This is a genomic window from Arthrobacter sp. CAN_C5 (assembly GCF_017875735.1).
Lineage (GTDB): Bacteria > Actinomycetota > Actinomycetes > Actinomycetales > Micrococcaceae > Arthrobacter_D.
Map to the genome: position 1 here is coordinate 1,477,966 of NZ_JAGGMZ010000001.1, position 18,604 is coordinate 1,496,569.

General features: G+C 66.4%; 18 protein-coding genes. 8 read left to right on the forward strand and 10 right to left on the reverse strand.

Translation table 11 applies throughout. The annotated features are described in order from the left end of the window. Positions 1 to 2: 2 nt before the first annotated feature. The gene (locus H4V95_RS06990) at positions 3 to 596 is read right to left on the reverse strand and encodes a DUF1697 domain-containing protein (RefSeq protein ID WP_209729545.1); all 594 of its coding nucleotides are present in this window, start codon (positions 594 to 596) and stop codon (positions 3 to 5) included. Positions 597 to 622: 26 nt separating this feature from the next. Then, on the reverse strand, positions 623 to 1,342 hold the full coding sequence (locus H4V95_RS06995) for an IclR family transcriptional regulator (RefSeq protein ID WP_209729546.1): 720 nt from the start codon (positions 1,340 to 1,342) through the stop codon (positions 623 to 625). Positions 1,343 to 1,419: 77 nt separating this feature from the next. On the opposite strand from H4V95_RS06995, the gene leuC reads away from it, so the two are divergent. From leuC to H4V95_RS07025, 6 genes are all read left to right on the forward strand, one after another. Next, positions 1,420 to 2,901, forward strand: coding sequence for a 3-isopropylmalate dehydratase large subunit (leuC, locus tag H4V95_RS07000; RefSeq protein ID WP_209729548.1), 1,482 nt, complete (start codon positions 1,420 to 1,422; stop codon positions 2,899 to 2,901). 9 nt (positions 2,902 to 2,910) lie between these two features. Then, positions 2,911 to 3,510, forward strand: a complete 600-nt coding sequence (gene leuD / locus H4V95_RS07005) for a 3-isopropylmalate dehydratase small subunit (RefSeq protein ID WP_209729550.1) — start codon at positions 2,911 to 2,913, stop codon at positions 3,508 to 3,510. A gap of 220 nt (positions 3,511 to 3,730) precedes the next feature. After that, positions 3,731 to 5,083 (forward strand): UDP-N-acetylglucosamine 1-carboxyvinyltransferase, encoded by a 1,353-nt coding sequence (gene murA, locus H4V95_RS07010; RefSeq protein WP_196865869.1) that lies wholly within the window; start codon positions 3,731 to 3,733, stop codon positions 5,081 to 5,083. A gap of 17 nt (positions 5,084 to 5,100) precedes the next feature. Further along, the gene (locus tag H4V95_RS07015) at positions 5,101 to 5,859 is read left to right on the forward strand and encodes a 1-acyl-sn-glycerol-3-phosphate acyltransferase (protein ID WP_209729552.1); all 759 of its coding nucleotides are present in this window, start codon (positions 5,101 to 5,103) and stop codon (positions 5,857 to 5,859) included. After that, positions 5,856 to 6,887, forward strand: coding sequence for an NAD(P)H-dependent glycerol-3-phosphate dehydrogenase (locus tag H4V95_RS07020; RefSeq protein WP_209729554.1), 1,032 nt, complete (start codon positions 5,856 to 5,858; stop codon positions 6,885 to 6,887). The genes H4V95_RS07015 and H4V95_RS07020 overlap by 4 nt, the downstream gene beginning before the upstream one ends. Then, complete coding sequence (locus tag H4V95_RS07025) at positions 6,884 to 8,047, forward strand: D-alanine--D-alanine ligase family protein (protein WP_196865872.1); 1,164 nt, start codon at positions 6,884 to 6,886, stop codon at positions 8,045 to 8,047. The genes H4V95_RS07020 and H4V95_RS07025 overlap by 4 nt, the downstream gene beginning before the upstream one ends. A gap of 170 nt (positions 8,048 to 8,217) precedes the next feature. Here H4V95_RS07025 and H4V95_RS07030 read toward each other — a convergent pair whose 3' ends face one another. The 5 genes from H4V95_RS07030 to H4V95_RS07050 form a co-directional block, all read right to left on the reverse strand. Then, a complete protein-coding gene (locus H4V95_RS07030) occupies positions 8,218 to 9,234 on the reverse strand; it encodes a putative sulfate exporter family transporter (RefSeq protein ID WP_209729556.1) in 1,017 nt (338 codons plus the stop codon). 98 nt (positions 9,235 to 9,332) lie between these two features. Continuing rightward, positions 9,333 to 10,241 carry an ABC transporter substrate-binding protein gene (locus H4V95_RS07035; protein ID WP_245345608.1) on the reverse strand — a complete coding sequence of 303 codons (909 nt, stop codon included), beginning with the start codon at positions 10,239 to 10,241 and terminating at the stop codon, positions 9,333 to 9,335. 58 nt (positions 10,242 to 10,299) lie between these two features. After that, positions 10,300 to 11,025, reverse strand: coding sequence for an ABC transporter permease (locus H4V95_RS07040; protein ID WP_196865875.1), 726 nt, complete (start codon positions 11,023 to 11,025; stop codon positions 10,300 to 10,302). Further along, entirely contained in the window at positions 11,025 to 11,672 is a 648-nt protein-coding gene (locus tag H4V95_RS07045) for an ABC transporter permease (protein ID WP_196865876.1), read from the reverse strand. The genes H4V95_RS07040 and H4V95_RS07045 overlap by 1 nt, the downstream gene beginning before the upstream one ends. Continuing rightward, positions 11,669 to 12,730, reverse strand: a complete 1,062-nt coding sequence (locus H4V95_RS07050; RefSeq protein WP_196865877.1) for an ABC transporter ATP-binding protein — start codon at positions 12,728 to 12,730, stop codon at positions 11,669 to 11,671. The genes H4V95_RS07045 and H4V95_RS07050 overlap by 4 nt, the downstream gene beginning before the upstream one ends. Before the next feature lie 142 nt (positions 12,731 to 12,872). Between H4V95_RS07050 and H4V95_RS07055 the strand changes: the two genes are divergently transcribed. Next, positions 12,873 to 14,378: an aromatic amino acid lyase gene (locus H4V95_RS07055; RefSeq protein ID WP_196865878.1), complete on the forward strand. Its 1,506-nt coding sequence runs from the start codon at positions 12,873 to 12,875 to the stop codon at positions 14,376 to 14,378. On the opposite strand, the gene H4V95_RS07060 is transcribed toward H4V95_RS07055, so the two are convergent. Further along, positions 14,353 to 14,943: a cysteine dioxygenase family protein gene (locus H4V95_RS07060; RefSeq protein WP_196865879.1), complete on the reverse strand. Its 591-nt coding sequence runs from the start codon at positions 14,941 to 14,943 to the stop codon at positions 14,353 to 14,355. The two genes, H4V95_RS07055 and H4V95_RS07060, sit on opposite strands and share 26 nt — an antisense overlap. Next, positions 14,940 to 15,833, reverse strand: coding sequence for an amidohydrolase family protein (locus tag H4V95_RS07065; RefSeq protein WP_196865880.1), 894 nt, complete (start codon positions 15,831 to 15,833; stop codon positions 14,940 to 14,942). The genes H4V95_RS07060 and H4V95_RS07065 overlap by 4 nt, the downstream gene beginning before the upstream one ends. Positions 15,834 to 16,020: 187 nt before the next feature. Between H4V95_RS07065 and H4V95_RS07070 the strand changes: the two genes are divergently transcribed. Continuing rightward, positions 16,021 to 17,040, forward strand: a complete 1,020-nt coding sequence (locus tag H4V95_RS07070) for a LacI family DNA-binding transcriptional regulator (RefSeq protein ID WP_196865881.1) — start codon at positions 16,021 to 16,023, stop codon at positions 17,038 to 17,040. Here H4V95_RS07070 and H4V95_RS07075 read toward each other — a convergent pair. Then, positions 16,985 to 18,604, reverse strand: a complete 1,620-nt coding sequence (locus tag H4V95_RS07075) for an aromatic amino acid lyase (protein WP_209729558.1) — start codon at positions 18,602 to 18,604, stop codon at positions 16,985 to 16,987. The two genes, H4V95_RS07070 and H4V95_RS07075, sit on opposite strands and share 56 nt — an antisense overlap.

Below are 18,604 nucleotides of genomic sequence, written 5' to 3' on the forward strand. Positions count from 1 at the left end.
GGCTACTGTTCGAGCACTCCCAGCACCTTGTGCAGGGTTCGCAGATTCCGGGTGGTGCTCGAGTTCTTGAAGTGGGGCTTGCCCAAAATCTTGCTCAACGGTGAGTCAAGGGTGCCCCCACGTGGGGCCAACCAGGCTGCAGCGTCAGGTCCAAGTACGCGGAAGTCGCCGAGCGCTCCGGTGGATTCGCTGTCACTCGCCACCGCCTCGTTACTGGCCGCCGCCCTACTCGTCACTGTCTTGTCGATCGCCTCGACCAGATCGGTGAGCGCTGCGGGGTTGGAAAACAGCGTGATGTAGGTGTGGGTGGTGGGATCATCTGCGGGAAACGGGCAGGCGTCCACCAGTTCGCGCAGCCGGCCCGCGTCGAGGATCACCACCCAGGCGTCATAGCCGAAGGCGGAACGCAGGAGCGCTTCCACTGCGTCCTTGAGGTCCTGGGTGGTCAGGTCCGAGCTGCACGTGAGGTTACCGGACGCCAGCTGGGTGGCCACCCGGGTGACGGGAAGGGTTCCGATGGCTGTCCGCAGCTCAGCCATCTTCAGGGTGATACCGCCGACGTTGACGCCCCGGAGGAACACCGCATAGTCAGTCATGGCGCCACCTTAGTCATGGCGCCACCCTAGTCCGTGCTCTTGCTGACCGCGAGAGTCAGCTGCTGGGCAGCGTTGAGCACCACTTCGGCGTGGATGCGTCCCGGCTGGCGGGTCAGCCGCTCCATCGGGCCGGAGATCGAGACCGCGGCAATCACGCGGCCGGACGGCCCCCGCACCGGCGCCGACACCGAGGCGACGCCCGCTTCCCGTTCGCCCAGGCTTTGGGCCCAGCCCCGGCGTCGGACCCCGGCGAGCACGGTCGGGGTGAAGCGTGCCTCCTGCAGGCCCTTCAGGAGGCGGTCGTGGTCCTCCCACGCCAGGAGGCACTGTGCCGCGGACCCTGCTTTCATGGAGAGCTGGGTTCCGACGGGAATGGTGTCGCGCAACCCGATCGGGCGCTCCGCCGACGCCACGCAGACCCGCCACTCGCCTTGCCGGCGGAACAGCTGTGCGCTCTCCCCGGTGGCGTCCCGGAGATTCAGCAGGACCGGGGACGCCGAGGCGATCAACCGGTCTTCGCCAGCAGCCGCGGCCAGCTCCACCAGCCGGCTGCCCAGCACAAAGCGGCCCTGGATATCCTTGCTGACCAGGCGGTGGTGGACCAGCGCCTGCGCGAGGCGGTGCACGGTGGGACGGGCTAACCCGGTGGCAGCCACCAGCTGCGCCAGCGTGGTGGGGCCCGCCTCCAGCGCGTCCAGTACCGTCGCCGCTTTGTCTATGACCCCTACACCGCTAATATTGTCCATAGGATGATATTGCCGTCTCAGCATTTGAGATGCAACTACTTGAGATGTACCACGAACAGCACCGAAGGGAACCGGTCATGGGCAACACGCTCGCAGAGAAGGTCTGGGACGCACACGTTGTGCGCAAAGGGGAGGTCCAGGGTGCCGAATCGCAGCCCGATCTGCTCTACATCGACCTTCACCTGGTCCATGAAGTCACCTCACCGCAGGCCTTCGAGGGGCTCAGGCTGGCTGGCCGGCCGCTGCGCCGACCGGACCTCACCATCGCCACCGAGGACCACAACACCCCCACCTGGGACATCGACAAGCCGATCGCCGATCTCACCAGCCGCACCCAGATCGAGACCCTCCGCGCGAACTGCAAGGAGTTCGGCGTGCGGTTGCACTCGCTGGGGGACGCCGAACAGGGGATTGTCCACATCATCGGCCCACAGCTGGGTCTGACCCAGCCCGGGCTGACCGTGGTCTGTGGCGACTCGCACACGTCGACCCATGGCGCGTTCGGCGCCCTCGCGCTCGGCATCGGGACCTCGGAGGTGGAGCACGTCATGGCCACCCAGACCCTCTCGCTGAAGCCCTTCAAGACCATGGCAATCACCGTCGAGGGCACCCTCAAGCCCGGTGTGACGTCGAAGGACATCATCCTGGCGGTCATCGCCAAGATCGGCACCGGCGGTGGCCAGGGCTACGTGCTGGAATACCGCGGATCAGCGATCCGCGCCCTGTCGATGGAAGCGCGGATGACTATCTGCAACATGTCCATCGAGGCCGGCGCCCGTGCAGGGATGGTGGCACCCGACGAGACCACCTTCGAGTATCTCAAGGACAAGCCCCACGCACCGCAGGGCGAGGACTGGGACGCCGCCGTCGAGAACTGGAAGACCCTCATCACCGACGACGACGCCGTCTTCGACGCCGAGGTCTTCCTGGACGCCAACGAGCTGGAGCCCTTCGTCACCTGGGGCACCAACCCTGGGCAGGGTGTCTCCCTGTCGCAGGCGGTGCCGTCTCCCGACGACTTCGCCGACGAGAATGACAAGGCTGCCTGCGAGCGGGCCCTGGAGTACATGGCCATCGACGCCGGGACTCCCATGAAGGAGATCCGGGTGGACACCGTGTTCCTGGGCTCCTGCACGAACAGCCGGATCGAGGACCTGCGCATCGCCGCCGATATCATCCGCGGCCGGGTCAAGGATCCGGACATCCGCATGATGGTGGTTCCCGGCTCGGCGAGGGTCCGCCTCGAGGCGGAGGCGGAGGGCCTGGACCAGGTGTTCAAGGACTTCGGCGCGGAGTGGCGGTTCGCCGGCTGCTCGATGTGCCTGGGCATGAACCCGGACCAGTTGGCGCCGGGGGAGCGTTGCGCGTCCACTTCGAACCGTAACTTCGAGGGTCGCCAGGGCAAGGGTGGCCGCACCCACCTGGTATCGCCGGTGGTTGCCGCGGCGACCGCCGTCCGCGGGACGCTCAGTTCGCCGTCGGACCTTGAGCCCCTGCCGCCCGCCGCCACCGGCCAGCACGACGACGTCGTCGTCCCCTCCGCTTCGAACGCCGCCTAGGAGAACCTCATGGAGAAGATCATCACGCACACCGGCATTGGAGTGCCGCTGCGCCAGAGCAACATCGACACCGACCAGATCATCCCGGCGGTGTTCCTGAAGCGCATCACCCGGACGGGATTCGAGGACGCCCTGTTTTCCGAGTGGCGCAAGGATCCGAACTTCATTCTGAACCAGTCGCCGTTCAACGCCGGCTCCGTTCTGGTGGCGGGTCCCGATTTCGGAACCGGGTCATCCCGTGAACACGCGGTCTGGGCGCTGAAGGACTACGGGTTTAAGGCCGTGCTCGCGTCGCGGTTCGCGGATATTTTCCGCGGCAACTCCGGCAAGCAGGGCCTGGTCGCGGCACAGGTGGCGCAGGACGACATCGAGCTGATCTGGAAGGTGCTGGAGAACCACCCGGGCACCGAGGTGACTGTTGACCTCCTGGAGCGCACGGTGGTCTGCGGGAGCGTCACGGCGCCCTTCCAGATCGACGACTACACCCGCTGGCGTCTGCTGGAAGGGTTGGACGACATCGCGCTGACCCTCACCCACGAGGAGTCGATTACCGAGTATGAACGCTCCCGCCCCAGTTTCAAGCCGAAGACTCTTCCCGCCCGGACCTGAGACGGCCACGCCGGGGGAAAACCCTGGGGTGGGCAAACTCATTCCGCCAGCGTCGTTTCCGCGCCCCAGCAGGGAATGAATCGGGGTTCACGGCAGTTTTCGCCAGTATCCCCGGGGAGCCTATTTCAGTCTTGTTGGACATGCTCCTATGCTTAGCGGGAGGCAAAAGCTGCTCTGGGGGCAATCTCTGTTGTGTGCAAATCGTAGAAAATAGGTGTTCATGGGAAGCGTGCTGACCATTCGTGGTGGAGTCCCTCTGACCGGCAAGGTCTTCGTTCGCGGAGCCAAAAACTTGGTGCCCAAAGCGATGGTCGCCACACTGTTGGGCAATGCCCCCTCAATCCTGCGGAATGTCCCCGAGATCAAGGACGTCGAGGTTGTCACCAGCCTCCTGAAGCTCCACGGCGTAGAGGTGACCAAGGACCCCGTCACCGGGGACCTGAGCATGGACCCCAAGGGTGCAAAGATGGCCCAGTCCAAGGACATTGATGCGCACGCCGGTGATTCGCGGATTCCCATCCTCTTCTGCGGCCCCCTGATGCACAGCATCGGCGAAGCCTTCATCCCCGACCTCGGTGGCTGCAAGATCGGTGACCGGCCGATCGACTACCACATGCAGGTACTGCGCAACTTCGGCGCCGTCGTCGACAAGCGTCCCGGCGGAATCTCCATTTCCGCGCCCAAGGGACTGCACGGCGCGAAGCTGGAGCTGCCCTACCCTAGCGTCGGAGCCACCGAGCAGGTACTCCTGACTGCCACCCGGGCGGAGGGCATCACCGAGCTCAAGGGTGCCGCCGTCGAGCCCGAAATCATGGACCTGATCGCCGTCCTGCAGAAAATGGGCGCGATTATCGCGGTGCAGACCGACCGGACCATCCGGATCGAGGGCGTGCAGGAGCTCACGGGCTTCAACCACAAGGCCATCTCGGACCGCAACGAGACAGCATCCTGGGCGTCGGCCGCACTGGTCACCCAGGGGGACATCTACGTCGAGGGCGCACGCCAGCTGGACCTGACCGCCTTCCTGAACACGTACCGGAAGATCGGTGGTGCTTTCGACGTCGACGACGACGGCATCCGTTTCTATCACCCGGGCGGCAAGCTCTCCCCCCTGGTGCTCGAAACCGATGTGCACCCCGGCTTCATGACCGACTGGCAGCAGCCCCTCGTCGTCGCGCTGACGCAGGCCGAGGGAGTGTCGATCGTGCACGAGACCGTGTACGAGAACCGGTTCGGCTTCACCGACGCCCTCATCCGGATGGGCGCCAACATCCAGGTTCACCGCGAATGCCTGGGCAGTGTCCCCTGCCGCTTCGGCCAGCGGAACTTCCTGCACTCGGCAGTCATCTCGGGACCGGCGCAGCTGCACGGCGCCGATATCGACATCCCGGACCTGCGGGGCGGCTTCAGCCACCTGATCGCGGCCCTCGCCGCGAAGGGCACCTCCCGGGTGACCGGCATCGAGCTGATCAACCGCGGCTACGAGCGGTTCCAGGACAAGCTCGAGGGGCTCGGGGCGGACTTCGACGTCACCCCCGCTGCCGAGGCGACGCCCGAGGGGGTTAGCCGCTAGCTCTGCGGCACTCACTGATGGCTGATTCGAGGAGATCCCGGGTGACGTTTGGCGTGCTCGCCGTCACCGTGCGTCCGATCATGAACGCGCTGATGGCGAAGCGGTGGTCGGGGTCGGAGAAACTGCCGAAGGACACCGGCTTCATCGTCTGCCCCAACCACATCACCGAGATTGACCCCGTGGTGATCGGCCATTTCCTGTTCAACCACCAGGTGACACCGCATTTCCTCGCGAAGGCGTCTCTGTTCAACGTGCCCATCATGGGGTGGATCCTCAAGGCCACGGGCCAGGTGCCGGTGGACCGGACCACTGCTGGCGCCAACCGCTCCCTCGAGGCCGCCCGGGACGCGATCAGCGCCGGTGGCGGCATCGTGGTGTACCCGGAGGGCACCCTGACCAGGGATCCCGATCTGTGGCCCATGAAGGGCCGCACGGGCGCCGCACGTCTGGCTCTCCAGACCGGTGCGCCCGTGGTTCCGATCGCGCACTGGGGTGCCCATGAGGTGTTTCCACGCTATGCCAAGCGGCTTTACCTCTTTCCCCGGAAAACCTCGAGGGTAGTGGTCGGTGACCCGATTGACTTCGCCGACCTCGCCGGGAAACCCATCACCAAAACCGTCCTGGACACGGCCACCGAACGGATCCTCGATGCGCTGACGGCGCTCGTGGCGGACCTGCGCCAGGAAACCCCACCCGCTGAACGCTGGAACCCGGCCGACAAACACCAGAAGAGCAGCGGCAGGGACTACGACAACCCGCCGGAAGGAACCCCGTGACGCGCACCCCACCCGCCGTGGTCGCCGTCCTGGGCGCGGGCAGCTGGGGAACCACGTTTGCGAAGATCCTCGCCGATGCCGGCGCCGCCCACGGTACCCGGGTGAAACTGTGGGCCCGACGGGACGACGTGGCCACGGAGATCAACACCACCCGGCGTAACTGCAGGTACCTCCCGGACACGGTGCTGCCCGGGAACATTGAGTGTTCCAGCGACATAGCCGAGGTGCTCGACGGCGCCGAACTCGTCGCCGTCGCCGTCCCCGCGCAGTCCCTCCGGCCCCAGCTGGCTAGCTGGAAGCAGTTCCTCAGCGAGGACGCAGTGGTGGTCTCGCTCATGAAGGGCCTTGAGGTTGGCTCCGATGCGCGGATGAGCCAGGTGATCGCGGCCGAACTGGACCTCCCCGCGGATCGCATTGCGGTGGTGTCCGGGCCCAACCTGGCGCTTGAGATCGCCCGCCAGGAACCCACCGCCTCGGTGGTGGCGTGCCCGGACGAGGACGTGGCCGCGTGGATTGCCGCCGCCTGCACCGCGAAGTACTTCAGGCCCTATACCAACCCCGATGTGGTGGGCGTCGAAATCGGCGGGATCGTCAAGAACGTCATCGCCCTCGCCGTCGGGATCTGCGAGGGGAAGCAGATGGGCGACAACACCAAGGCCTCGGTCATTACCCGTGGCCTTGCGGAGACCACCCGGCTTGCCGTTGCCCTGGGCGGGGAAGCCGAAACCATGGCCGGCCTCGCGGGGATGGGCGACCTGATCGCCACCTGCTCGTCGGCGCTGTCCCGCAACCACACGGCAGGCAGGTTGCTGGGCCAGGGGCTGACACTTGACGAGGTCACCGGGAAGATGAACCAGACCGCCGAGGGCATCAAGTCTGCCCAGGCTGTCCTGGACCTGGCCGGACAATTGGGCGTTGATATGCCCATCACCGAGAACGTGGTGGCAGTGCTTCAGGGCACCGTCTCCGTCCATGATCTGGGGCCGCGACTGTTGTCCCGCGACCTGAAATCCGAAGGCAAACTGTGACTGTAGTTCCACCCGAGACGCCCGACCCAGACCGTACGCCCAAGCCGCGGGTGCTGGTCCTCTTCGGCGGACGGTCCAGCGAGCACGCGGTCAGCTGCATCACCGCGGCTGGCGTGCTTGAGGCAATCGACCGGGACAAGTACGAGGTCATCCCCGTCGGGATCGCGAAAAACGGCCAATGGGTGCAGGTCCCGGGGGATCCGTCCCAGTGGTCGCTGCGCTCCGCCACCCTTCCAGAGGTCCCGGCGTCGGACGAGTCGCTGGTCCTCGCCGCGGCCGGCGTAGGGATGGATCTCGCGGCCACCGAACTCATGGTGACAGCCGCGGAACAGATGCCGCGCAGCCTGGGCGGGGTCGACGTCGTCGTGCCGCTGCTGCACGGCCCGTTCGGCGAGGACGGCACGCTGCAGGGGTTGCTGGAGATGGCCGACATCCGGTACGTCGGCGCCGGGGTGCTGGCGTCGGCCGTGGGCATGGACAAGCACTACATGAAGGTGGTCTTTGCCGCCGCCGGTCTCACGGTGGGGCCGTACGAGGTCATTACCGACCGCCAATGGGCCAACGACCGCGACGGGTGCCTTGCCCGCGCGGCCGCCCTGGGATTCCCCTCCTTCGTGAAGCCTGCCCGCGCCGGCTCGTCGATGGGGATCACCCGGGTGGCGTCGCAGGCGGACCTGGCTGCCGCCGTCGAGGTGGCCCGGGAATTTGATCCAAAGGTGTTGGTCGAGGCGGGCATCGTTGGCCGGGAGATTGAGGTGGCCGTTCTGCAGGGCCGTGGCACCAACGAACCGCGGGCCTCTCTGCCCGGTGAGATCGCCGTTCAGCCGGGCGACCATGACTGGTACGACTTCGAAGCCAAGTACGTCGACGGCGCCGCCGCCGAGCTGAGCTGCCCGGCCGACCTGCCGCCCACGGTCAGCGACCGGGTACGTGCCCTCGCGGCCGAGGCGTTCGACGCTGTTGGCGCCGAGGGCCTGTCCAGGGTCGACTTCTTCTACACCCCGGCGGGCGGGCTGATCATCAACGAGATCAACACCATGCCTGGGTTCACCCCGATCAGCATGTACCCGCAAATGTGGGCCAAGTCAGGACTCACCTATACGGAGCTCATCGATGAGCTGATCAGCCTGGCACTGAACCGGAAGACCGGCCTGCGCTAGGTCGCATCGCTCTGGGTGGGCATGGCCCGTGCAGGTTTCCCCACCTTCAGGGCGCCGACCGCGTGTTGGACCGCGACACGCCGCCCATTCACGACGGCGCCGGTCAGTACCAGGGGAAACCTGCACAGCATGGGTCCCGCGGCGACGCCAGACCGGGACGGGCCGGGGCGCTAGGCGGTGACCAGCACCGCTCCGGCGAGGGTGATCCCGCCGAGGAACACCGTCGAGATACCGCCGAGCACCAGGTTCTTCCCACCGGTGCGGGCCAGATGCGGGATGTCGATCCCGGTACCCAGGCCAAACATCGCCGCAGCCAGCAGCAGCGTGGCGGTGAGGGAGGCGGCATCCAGGACGGGCTCGGGGACCACTCCGGTGGACCGGAGCAGCACCAGTGCCAGGAAACCGACCACGAACAGCGGCACAATCGGCGCCACCCGCCCGGAAACGGACCGTTGGGCGCCCTCGGTGCGACGGATACCGACGGAGACGAACGCCGCCACGGGGGCCAGAAGCACCACGCGGCCCAGTTTCACCACGGTCGCCACCGCGAGGGCGACGGCGCCAGCGGTACTTGCGGTCGCCACCACCTGCGCCACCTCGTGGACGGCAAGCCCGGACCAGATGCCAAAGGTTTCGGGGGAAAGCCCGAGCAGGTTCCCGATCAGCGGCAGCCCCAGAATCACCGCCGAACCGTACAGGGTCACCATGGCAATGGCGCTGGCGACCTCGTCGTCGTCGGCGTTGACGATGCTCTGCATGCCGGCGATGGCTGAGGCGCCGCAGATCGAGAACCCGGCAGCCATCAGGGTCGACGCCGCACGGCTGAGGCCCAGCCGCTCGCCGACGTAGCGGGTGAACAGGAAGCTGACGAAGACCGAGACGATGATCAGGGCCAGCACGGGGTAGCCGAGGCCGAGGATCTCGGGAAGGGAAAGCTGCAGGCCCAGGACGACGACGCCGAGCCGCAGGAAGCGTTTGGTGGCCCGCTGGATGCCGGGCCGGATGCGGGGGTGGAACAATCCCGTGTTACGGACCAGGAGGCCGAGAGCGAGTGCCACGACCAGGGCTCCGACAAATCCCTGGAGGCTGGCAACGAAGAGTGAGATGGCGACGGCGGCTGCCATGACCAGTACTCCGGGGAGCAGGTTGATGACTGCCGCGGTGGCGGCCGAGCGCTGTGTGGTCACTGGGTTTCTTTCAGGGCGCTCAGGTGAAACGGGTGCCGGGGTGGGGGAATGGGCGTTGTCCATCCCGACGGCGGACCGTCGGGATGGGCAGGGTGCGCTTAGAGGAGGTCGTATTCCTCAAGGAACGCGGTGGCCACGGTGGCGCTGGACTCTTTGTCCACCTGCACGCGTGCGAGGTACTCGGTGAGGTTCTCGGTGGTCAGAGCCGCCGAGACTGCGTTGAGTGACTCGGTGACGGTGTCGTCCACCTTGGATTCGCGGATGATCGGCACGATGTTCTCCGACAGGAACAGGTTCTGGGTGTCCTCAAGGACCACCAGAGACTCGGTTTCAATCGTCGAGTCGGTGCTGAAGATGTTGGCAACATCGACCTCGCCGCTGAGCAGTGCTTCGCGGGTCAGCGGTCCGCCAGCGTCCAGGGGACGGAACTCGGAGAACACAATTCCGTACACCTCTTCGAGCCCGATCAGGCCCTGGAAACGCTCGACAAACTCGGGGCCCGCCGCCAGGGTGAGCTCACCGGCGATGTCGGTCAGGTCATCCATAGTTTCGAGGTTGTACTCTTCGGCTGTTTCAGGCAGGACGGCAAGCGTGTCCTTGTCTTCGGCCTCAGACTGCTCAAGGGCAACGATGCCCTCGGGGAGCACCTCGACCATTGCGTCATATACCTCGTCGGGTTCGGTGACGCCTTCAGGGGCACCACCCTCCACGAGCGAGGAGTAGAGTGCTCCGTTGTATTCAGGCAGCAGGTCGATTGACCCGTCCTCGAGAGCCGCCAGGTACAGGTCGCGAGCGCCGATGTTGAAGTTGCGCTCCACGTCGATGCCCTCGGATTCCAGGACCTGCGCGTACATCTCGGCGAGCAGTTCGCTCTCCGGGAAGTTGGCTGAGCCAATCGCGATGGTCTCGGCGGCGACTGACTCCCCACCGGCGTCGGATTCCAGCGGATCACCGCCGCATGCGGAAAGGGCCAGGGTGGCTGCTCCGAAGAGCGCAACACTGCTCATCAGTCTGGTTGAGCGTTTTCTTATCATGGGTCTTGCCTTTCGGTCAGGTTTCTCAAGCTTAGCCCGCGGCTGCCGGTGCTGCCTCGGGGGCGGATCGTGCGGGCTTGTTGGATGTCCGGGTGAGTGCGCGCCCGGACACGCCGGGGGAGACCACCAACCGCTGCAGGCCGGAAGCGATCAGGTCCAGCACGATGGCCAGGAGGGCGACGACGACGGCCCCGGCGATCACCCGGTCGTACTGATTCAATGCGAGACCGTCGACGAGCAGCCTGCCCAGGCCGCCGAGGCCCACGTAGGAAGCCACGGTGGCGGTCGAGACGACCTGCAGGGTGGCACTGCGCAGACCGCTCAGGATCAACGGCAAAGCGATGGGAATTTCCACCCGGAACAGGATCTGGAGGGGACGCATGCCCATCCCCTTCGCCGCATCGACGGATGCGGGATTGATTGCCCTGAGCCCTGCGTAGGTCGAGGTGAGGATGGGTGGAATGGCGAGGATCACCAGGGCGATCACGACAGGCAGCAGCCCAAATCCAATCACTGTCACTAGCAGGATGATCAGTCCCAGGGTCGGCAGCGACCGCCCGGCGTTGCCGGCGTTGATTGCCACAAAGGAAAACCGGCCGGTGTGGCCGATGTACAGCCCCACGGGGATGGCAATCAGCGAGGCGATGAGCAGGGTGATCACCGTGTAGTACAGGTGGTCGACGATGAGCGAGGGGATGTTGCCGTTCACGGCCAAATCCCAGTGCTCGGGGTCCAGAAGATACTCGAGATAGTCCATCAGGCCCGTCCTCCCGCACGCACCCAGGGCGTGAATCGTCGTTGAACAAGCACAATGATGATGTCGCAGGTCGCTGCCAGCAGGACCGACAGGATAATTCCCACAAGAATCGGCGCCAGGTAATCAAGCTGCAGGCCCCTGAGGAAGAGGGCTCCCAGACCGCCGACGCCGATCAACGCCCCCACGCTCACGATGCTCACGTTGGCGACCGTGGCCACGCGCAGCCCAGCAAGCATGACCGGCAGGGCGATGGGCAGTTCCACCGAGAAAAGTCGCCGGACCCGCCGGTAGCCCATCGCAGTCGCCGCCTGGGTGATCGCGGGGTCAACCGAGTTCAAGCCGTCAGCTACCACCCTGACCATCAGTGCAACGCTGTAGACGGTCAGCGCGATGATGATGTTCAGGGGGGATAGCACTCCGGTCCCAATGATCGGTGGCAGCAGCAGGAACAGCGCCAGGGACGGGATTGCGTAGAGGATGCTGCTGATGTTGACCAGCGGGTAGTAGAGCTTCTTGTAGCGGACCGCGATGTAGCCCAGCGGCAGGGAAATGATGATTGCCAGGATGACCGGAATCAACGCCAGATAGAGGTGCTCCTGGAACGCCCTCAGGATGATGTCGCGGTTGCCGTTGATGTAGTCGATCATGAGGGGTTCCCCGCGCGCTGCCGGCGTCGCTCATCCAGCTGGCGGACCAGGCTCGGGTGCCTGATGATGCCGTCTGCAGCGCCGGTGTTGTTGACCCGGACGGCGATCCCGACGGGGGAGCTGATCGCGAGATCGGTAACCACCCGCAGGGAGTCCGAAGCGGTGAACGTGCCCGCCACCGAGAGCGGTGAGCGTTCGTCGGCAATCCCCGGTCCGGCCCAACCGAGCGGGCGGCCGGCGTCGTCGAGCATCAGGATCTCGCTGCCGGAACGCACCGACTCGACGGTGTCCAGGACCAGCACCTCGGAAGAATCGAAGGAAAGGCTGCGGAAGCCGCGGTCGCGGCCGACGAAGTCGGCGACGAAATCGTTGGCGGGGTTCTCGAGAAGTTCCTGCGGTGACGCGTACTGGGCCAGGTGCCCGCCTTCCCGGAACACCGCTACCATGTCGCCGAGCTTGATGGCCTCGTCGATGTCGTGGGTGACGAAGGCGATGGTCTTGCCCAATTCGCCCTGCAGCCTCAGGAACTCGGTCTGCAGTCCCGCACGGACGATGGGGTCGACGGCGCTGAACGGCTCGTCCATCAGCATGACCGGGGGATCGGCGGCCAGAGCCCGGGCCACTCCCACGCGCTGTTCCTGGCCTCCCGAGAGCTGCACCGGGTACTTGTCGGCCATGCTCTCGGTCAAACCCACCCGGAGCAGCAGCTCCATGGCGCTTGCCCGCGACTTCTTCTTGTCGGTCCCGATGAGGTTGGGCACGGTCATGACGTTCTCAATGACCGTGCGGTGCGGGAAAAGTCCGGCGTGCTGAATGACGTACCCGATTGAGCGGCGCAGCAGGGCGGCATCCTGGCTCATGACGTCCTTGCCGTCGATCAGGATCCGGCCGCCCGTTGGTTCGATCATCCGGTTGATCATCCGCAGCGAGGTGGTCTTGCCACAGCCTGAGGGGCCCACAAATACGGTGATCTTGCCGGTCGGCAATTCAAAGTCGAGGTTCTCGACGGCAAGGGTGCCATCCGGAAAAGTCTTGCTTACCTTGTCAAACGTGATCACGGTGGCTCTCCAGGTTCCTTTGCACCAGCCCTAATAACCGGCAGTGAATAAGTTGATTCATAGTTTCAGCGAATGAATAGACAGTCGGCCTAATCTGTGAGATTACTTACATAGACGACATACAAAGGACAACGGTGCACCCATGACTTCCGAGCACAACATCAATCGGGTGGTGCTCGACGGCGCCTCGCTGACACTTGACGATCTTATTACTATTTCCACGGGATCCGCCCGTATTCATGTGCCCGACGGCGTGCTGGCCGCACTGAAGACGTCGAATGACGTGCTAATTCGGGCCCGCGAATCGGGGCGGGTATACGGCGCGAATACCGGCGTCGGGGCCAACCGGGCGTTGAACGTGGAGGTTAGCGGGTCGCCGGAGGAAATCCGGGCGGCCCACGCGAGACGTTTGCTGCTGAGCCATTGTGCCGGGGCGGGCCGGGTCGATGAGGAGACCACCGTCCGCGCCGCGATGGCCGTCCGGCTGAACCAGTTCCTGGCCGGTGGTTCCGGTATCAGCACCGGTGTGGTCGTCGGCCTGCTGGAAGCGCTCAACAACGGGGCAGTCGCCAGTATCCATAGCCTCGGTGGGCTGGGCACCGGCGATCTGGCGGCCATGGCGGAACTGGCTCTCACCCTGAGTGGGGACCGCCCCTGGCAGGTGGGCGGGATTGCCCCAGTCCACTTCGAGGACACCGATTCGCTGCCCTTCATGAGCTCGAGCGCCCTCACGCTGGCCACCGCAGCGCAGGGGGCCGTTGCAATGGAGGAACTGCTCAAGAGTGCCCTAGTGGTGTCCTCGCTGACCCTGCTGGCTCTCGAGGGGTCGCCAGAGCCCTATGCCCCCGCCGTACATCAGGGCAGGAACCATCCGCACCAGACGGCGGTAGCGTCGTCGGTGCGCCAGTTGACGGGACCGGATACCCCGGCGGTGCCAGCCCGGTTGCAGGATCCGTTCGCCCTGCGTGCCCTGCCCCAAGTACATGCCCCGGCGCTCGACGCCCTTGAACGGCTGCGCTCGGTCATCGAAACCGAGTGTAATGGCGCCGCCGAGAACCCCCTGATGACGTCGGAGGGGGTGTTCCACCACGGCCAGTTCCACCTCGCGATGCTGTCGGCGGCGCTGGACGGAACCCGGTCCGCCGTCTACCCGGTGATCTCCCTCTCGGCGGCGAGACTGTCCCACCTCTTCCGCCCCGAACTGAGCGGCTTGCCATCCTTCCTGTCGGCCGGACCGCGTGGCAGCTCGGGGCTCATGATCGCCGAGTACGTGGCGCAGGATGTGCTCTCGGTCCTGCGCACCCTGGTGACGCCGGCCAACGGGCCGGGTATCAGCGTTTCCCTCGGCCTTGAGGAGCATGCGGGGTTCGCCACCCAGGGGGCCCGGCAATTGCGTCAGTTAGCGGCGGAGGCGCCGGCCGTCGTCGCGCTCGAAGCCGTCGCGGCCGTGCGGGCGCTGCGCATGGCGCCCCACCGGCTGGGAAGCGCCCCAGTGCGGGATGCGTTCGAGTACCTGGCGGCAGGGCTGGACCCCGAAACGGATGACCGTCCCCTGGGGGATGACCTGGCGGCAGCACTAGCGCTGCTGCCGGGCCTCGTCCGGTTCTCCAGTCAGTACGGCTCTAGCGTCCAGCCAGTTCGTCGGTGACCGACTGGAGCTGTTTGTATTTCTCGATGACGCTCTCGTCATCCATGGGGCGCAGCTCATCGGCGTAGCTGACCGACATGCGGCGGATCACGCCGTTGCGGCCAATCGCGTACTGGCCCATCCGCCACAGCGGCGGGGAGTATGCGTGGATCGAGACTGATCCGTCGACGGAGCCGCCCATCCGATGCACGTGGTCCGGTCCGAAGGAGAAGGACCTGCCGGCCTCCACGACCCGGCGGACGGGTTCGCCGTTCATCCGCGGATTCGCTTCGGTCACTGCGCCATGGGTGACGACGACGGCGCCCGAGGAAATGTCGTGGTCATGCCAGCCGGTATCGTCTTGCGTGTTCCAGCAGAGCAGCCAGACGTCGATGGTGGAGTCCCGGTAGACGGAGGCGTAATGGCGTTCGCCGCCCTCGTGGTTGATGTGGTGTTCCCACAGGTCGGGCCGGGCCGCGAGGGTGGTCACCCAGTCCTGCAGTTCTTTCTGGCTGAGCGTGCGCCCGGGCAGGGCAGGAACGTCTGATTCTGTGAGGGCGTGGCCCTGCGGAGGTGCCGTGGTCATCGTGGTGTTCCTTTCAGGAGATGTTGAGGGTTGGCAGAGAAGAGCGCGTGGGTGAAGGCGTGGCCGAGGCCGGGGTCGCGGGGTTCGGCGTAGGGTCGGTCGGAGCCGTGGATGATCGGGTCGACACCGACCACCCGGATGGTGGCGTCGATCGCCCGGGTGTCGTAGGAGGAGGTCTCGTAGTACACGAGCGGGTCCACGGCCCCGAAGCTGCCGCCGCGGGCTGCCAGCCGTTCGTGGTGGAGCGGTGCGAGTCCGGCGAGGGCCACGAAGGCCACCCGCAGCGTGGGGTGTTGAGCCCGTCCCACCGTGTGCCACGCCAGCCAGGAGGCGTGCAGCTGGGAGACGTAGGGGACCAGGGCCGGCCACCAGGAGGGTGTTCCGGCGGTAACGGGTGCCGGGCCGGGGTGAATCAGTACCGGCTTGTCGGCGGCCTGCACCACGTCAAGGACAGGCTGCAGGCGGCGGATCGCGTCCGGGTCCGCCAGCGCGGTGGCAGGCAATTGCAGCCCCACCACCCGGTCGTGTTCCAGGATGCGGGTCAGGCTGTCGAGATCGAATTCGCTCACCGGCGTCGCCGCCCACACCAGGAAGGGGTCGCCGAGCTCCAGCGCCGAGGTGTGCCACACCTCGATCAATTCGCGCGATTCCTCGAACGGCAGGTGTTCGATCCCCAGGGGGCTCGACAGGGACAGCAGCACCTGGTCCTTGCCCTCGCGGGTTTCGCGGCCGCGGCGGATCGCTGGGTCATGGGCCAGCGGGTCGACGGCGTAGGGCGCTTCACCGTCGATAAGGAGCTCCCACCCGTTCAGGCGGGGAGTCTGCGATCGGTTGCGGAGCGCATCGACAAACGCGGCGGGCCACAGGTGCTGGTGGCAATCCGTGCGCATGATGCCCTTTCGCTGAGCGGGAGTAGGAGGAACCGACTGGGGGGTTCGGGAAGCGGAAGATACAAAGCTGGCTGCTGTTGTGAACCGGTTCACTTACTATCAATTGAACCGGTTCACACATCGGTTTGTCAACCGCCATTCCCCACCGCTGGGGCAGTCGGTAACGCTCCGGACGTATGCTGGTCTGATGACCGGGGCCCAACGTAAGACACTCCAGGACATCGCTGACGCTGCGGGATTGTCGAAGGCCGCCACCTCCTATGCGCTGCGGGGCCTGAAGGGTTCCGAAGCCACCCAGACCCGGGTGCGCGCCATCGCCGACGAACTGGGGTACTCGGCCGACCCGATCGCCCGGGCCCTCGCCAGCGGGCGCAGCGGCAACGTCGCGATCGTGGGTTCCCTCCGCGACCTATGGCGGCAGGGCCTGGCCGTGATGCTGTCCGAGGAGCTTCGGGCGCAGGAACTGTCCTCCATCATTGCCGACGTCGACGGCTCGCCCGAGCGCGAGGCGGCGGTCCTGCGCTCACTGGCGGCCCAGCGGGTGGACGGCATTATCGCGCTCCCGGTCGATCCCTCGGCCGGGTACTGGGCAGAGGTGCCGGAGCAGACGCGCATCGTCTCCATCGGGGATGCGCTGACGGCGCGCCCGGAATCGGAGAGCGTCCTGTTCGACAACGAGTACGGAGTCGGCACCGCGCTGCAGCATCTTGCTGACCTGGGCCACCGCACCGTCGGGTTGCTGGCGCCCACGCTGCCCACCACCCCGGGTCGGCCGGCGGAACTGCTGGCCCGGAGTCTGGGGGAGTCGATGGGGCTGACGGTTACGGTGTCGTCGTCGCCGTCGTCAGTGCACGGGGCTGCTCACGCCGCATCCCGGCTGCTCGCCGGTCGCAGGCGGCCCACAGCGCTGTTCTGCCTGGGGGACTCGATTGCGTTCGGCGCCTACCGTGCCGCGCGGGACCTGGGGCTGCGGGTACCGGCGGACCTGTCGATCCTCGGCTTCGACGACAGCGAGCTGGCATCGCTGGTCAGCCCCGAGCTGACCACTTTCGGCTGGGACGAACAGGCCATCGTCGATGCGGCCGTCAGTGCCCTCACCATGCCCGAGGGCATGGGGACTGCCAGTGGCCGGGTGATGTTCCGCCCGATCTTCATTGCGCGGGAATCGACAGCTCCTCCGTCGCCACCCAGCGGCCCCAGCCACTAGCGAGCAGCTCGTTGAGCAGGGAAATATCTTTACCGAACGCGCGGTCATCGGTGCCTGCGGGCAACAGGGCGGACGCGTCGTCCACCAGCGTCCCGAGCCGTTGGTCCACGTGTTCCAGTGGGTCCTGGGCCAGCCGGACTCCCTGGATCACCGTGAGCAGTTCGCATGCGAAGACGTCCCGTAGGCCGACTGCCGCGTGACCGCATGCCTCGGCGGCCTCCGCGGAGAAACTCTGCACGTCCTCCTGCCCGAAGGATGTTTCGATAGCGCCGACGCTGGAGGGTCGCGCCGCGGCCACCAGTTCATGCACGACGCCTACGGTCCGCTTGTGCACGGCGACCATCCCCGCGTGCAGGCCCGGCTGGCCGGACAGCTGCCGGGGGAGGCCGGTGAACCGCTCGTCCAGCAGCCGGTGCACGCGGGCCGCCGACGTCTCCGCGACGTGGATCAGGGATAGCCGCAGCCCATCGAGGGACGCGGCCAGATCGAACCCGTCGAACCCCGCGGTTCCAATAAACCGCCCAGCCAGGTAGGCCGGCGAATCGGTGACACCGTTCAGGGCGCGTCCGACGGCGGCATCCACCGTCGCAATCGACCGCAGCAGTTGGGCGACGGCCGGGCCCAGCACCCGGAAGGAGAGAGGCGACTGCAGGGTGCGGGGAGCGGGGTCGGAACCGGCGAGCTGGCGGATCGCCCCCAGCACCGTGCCCAGCTCCGCGTCGGCGCGGGCCAGTGCGGGATCAAACGGGTCCCGGCTCGCCCCCACCAGGGCGATCTCAGCCGACGTGAGAGCAACAGCCTGGGCGGCCAGCAGCCGGGCATCATTGGCCAGCAGGATGGCAAGCGCCGTGGCGACCGGAACCCCCTCGATCAGCGCCACGCCCTCCTTGGTGCCATAGGAATAGGGCGCCATCTGTGCCGCCTCGAGCACTCCGGCGGCGTCGACGGCGGCGTCGCCCGTGATATGACCGGCGGTATGACCGGTGACCTGGACAGTCGTGCCGCCGGCAGCGTGACCGGTCGAGCGTGCCGCGCCCCCGTCGGCCAGGAACGCGCCGGAACCGGTGAGGGCTCCGCCGAGGTGGGCGAGGGGGATGATTTCGCCGGCAGCGCCAATGCGGGTGCGGGGGATGGCCGGGAGCAGATCCATGCTGAGCAGCTCCGCCAACCTGACACACAACTCTGCCGAAACGCCGGCATCACCGGAAAGGAAGGTCCTCAACCGGACCGCGATGACCGCACGGGTCTCCGGACGGTTCAGCCAGGGCGCCGATCCCACCGCCCGGGCAAGCATGAGGTTGTCCTGGTGCCGGGACTGCGCGATGACATCGAGCGGAACCTCGCTGGCGGCGCCCATCCCGGTGTTCACTCCGTAGACGGGGTTGCCATCGGAGAGCAGCTCCAGCACCTCCCGACGCTGTGCCGAGATGGCGTCAAGGAGGCTCTTCTCCAGTCGCAGCGGCCCGCCTCCGGCAATCTCGGCGATCGCGGCAGCGTCCAGCTGGAGGGGGTCGGAGATGCGCAGCACGGTGAGGTGGTCAACCGGGGTGTGGGTGTGATGCAT

What these genes read in the sequence shown, in the direction of transcription:
- leuD (WP_209729550.1), top strand. Translation starts at nt 2,911, where the DNA reads ATGGAGAAGATCATCACGCACACCGGCATTGGAGTGCCGCTGCGCCAG.
- H4V95_RS07055 (WP_196865878.1), top strand. Translation starts at nt 12,873, where the DNA reads ATGACTTCCGAGCACAACATCAATCGGGTGGTGCTCGACGGCGCCTCG.
- H4V95_RS06990 (WP_209729545.1), bottom strand. Translation starts at nt 596, where the DNA reads ATGACTGACTATGCGGTGTTCCTCCGGGGCGTCAACGTCGGCGGTATC.
- murA (WP_196865869.1), top strand. Translation starts at nt 3,731, where the DNA reads ATGGGAAGCGTGCTGACCATTCGTGGTGGAGTCCCTCTGACCGGCAAG.
- H4V95_RS07060 (WP_196865879.1), bottom strand. Translation starts at nt 14,943, where the DNA reads ATGACCACGGCACCTCCGCAGGGCCACGCCCTCACAGAATCAGACGTT.
- leuC (WP_209729548.1), top strand. Translation starts at nt 1,420, where the DNA reads ATGGGCAACACGCTCGCAGAGAAGGTCTGGGACGCACACGTTGTGCGC.
- H4V95_RS07035 (WP_245345608.1), bottom strand. Translation starts at nt 10,241, where the DNA reads ATGAGCAGTGTTGCGCTCTTCGGAGCAGCCACCCTGGCCCTTTCCGCA.
- H4V95_RS07045 (WP_196865876.1), bottom strand. Translation starts at nt 11,672, where the DNA reads ATGATCGACTACATCAACGGCAACCGCGACATCATCCTGAGGGCGTTC.
- H4V95_RS07070 (WP_196865881.1), top strand. Translation starts at nt 16,021, where the DNA reads ATGACCGGGGCCCAACGTAAGACACTCCAGGACATCGCTGACGCTGCG.
- H4V95_RS07065 (WP_196865880.1), bottom strand. Translation starts at nt 15,833, where the DNA reads ATGCGCACGGATTGCCACCAGCACCTGTGGCCCGCCGCGTTTGTCGAT.
- H4V95_RS06995 (WP_209729546.1), bottom strand. Translation starts at nt 1,342, where the DNA reads ATGGACAATATTAGCGGTGTAGGGGTCATAGACAAAGCGGCGACGGTA.
- H4V95_RS07075 (WP_209729558.1), bottom strand. Translation starts at nt 18,604, where the DNA reads ATGCATCACACCCACACCCCGGTTGACCACCTCACCGTGCTGCGCATC.
- H4V95_RS07015 (WP_209729552.1), top strand. Translation starts at nt 5,101, where the DNA reads ATGGCTGATTCGAGGAGATCCCGGGTGACGTTTGGCGTGCTCGCCGTC.
- H4V95_RS07040 (WP_196865875.1), bottom strand. Translation starts at nt 11,025, where the DNA reads ATGGACTATCTCGAGTATCTTCTGGACCCCGAGCACTGGGATTTGGCC.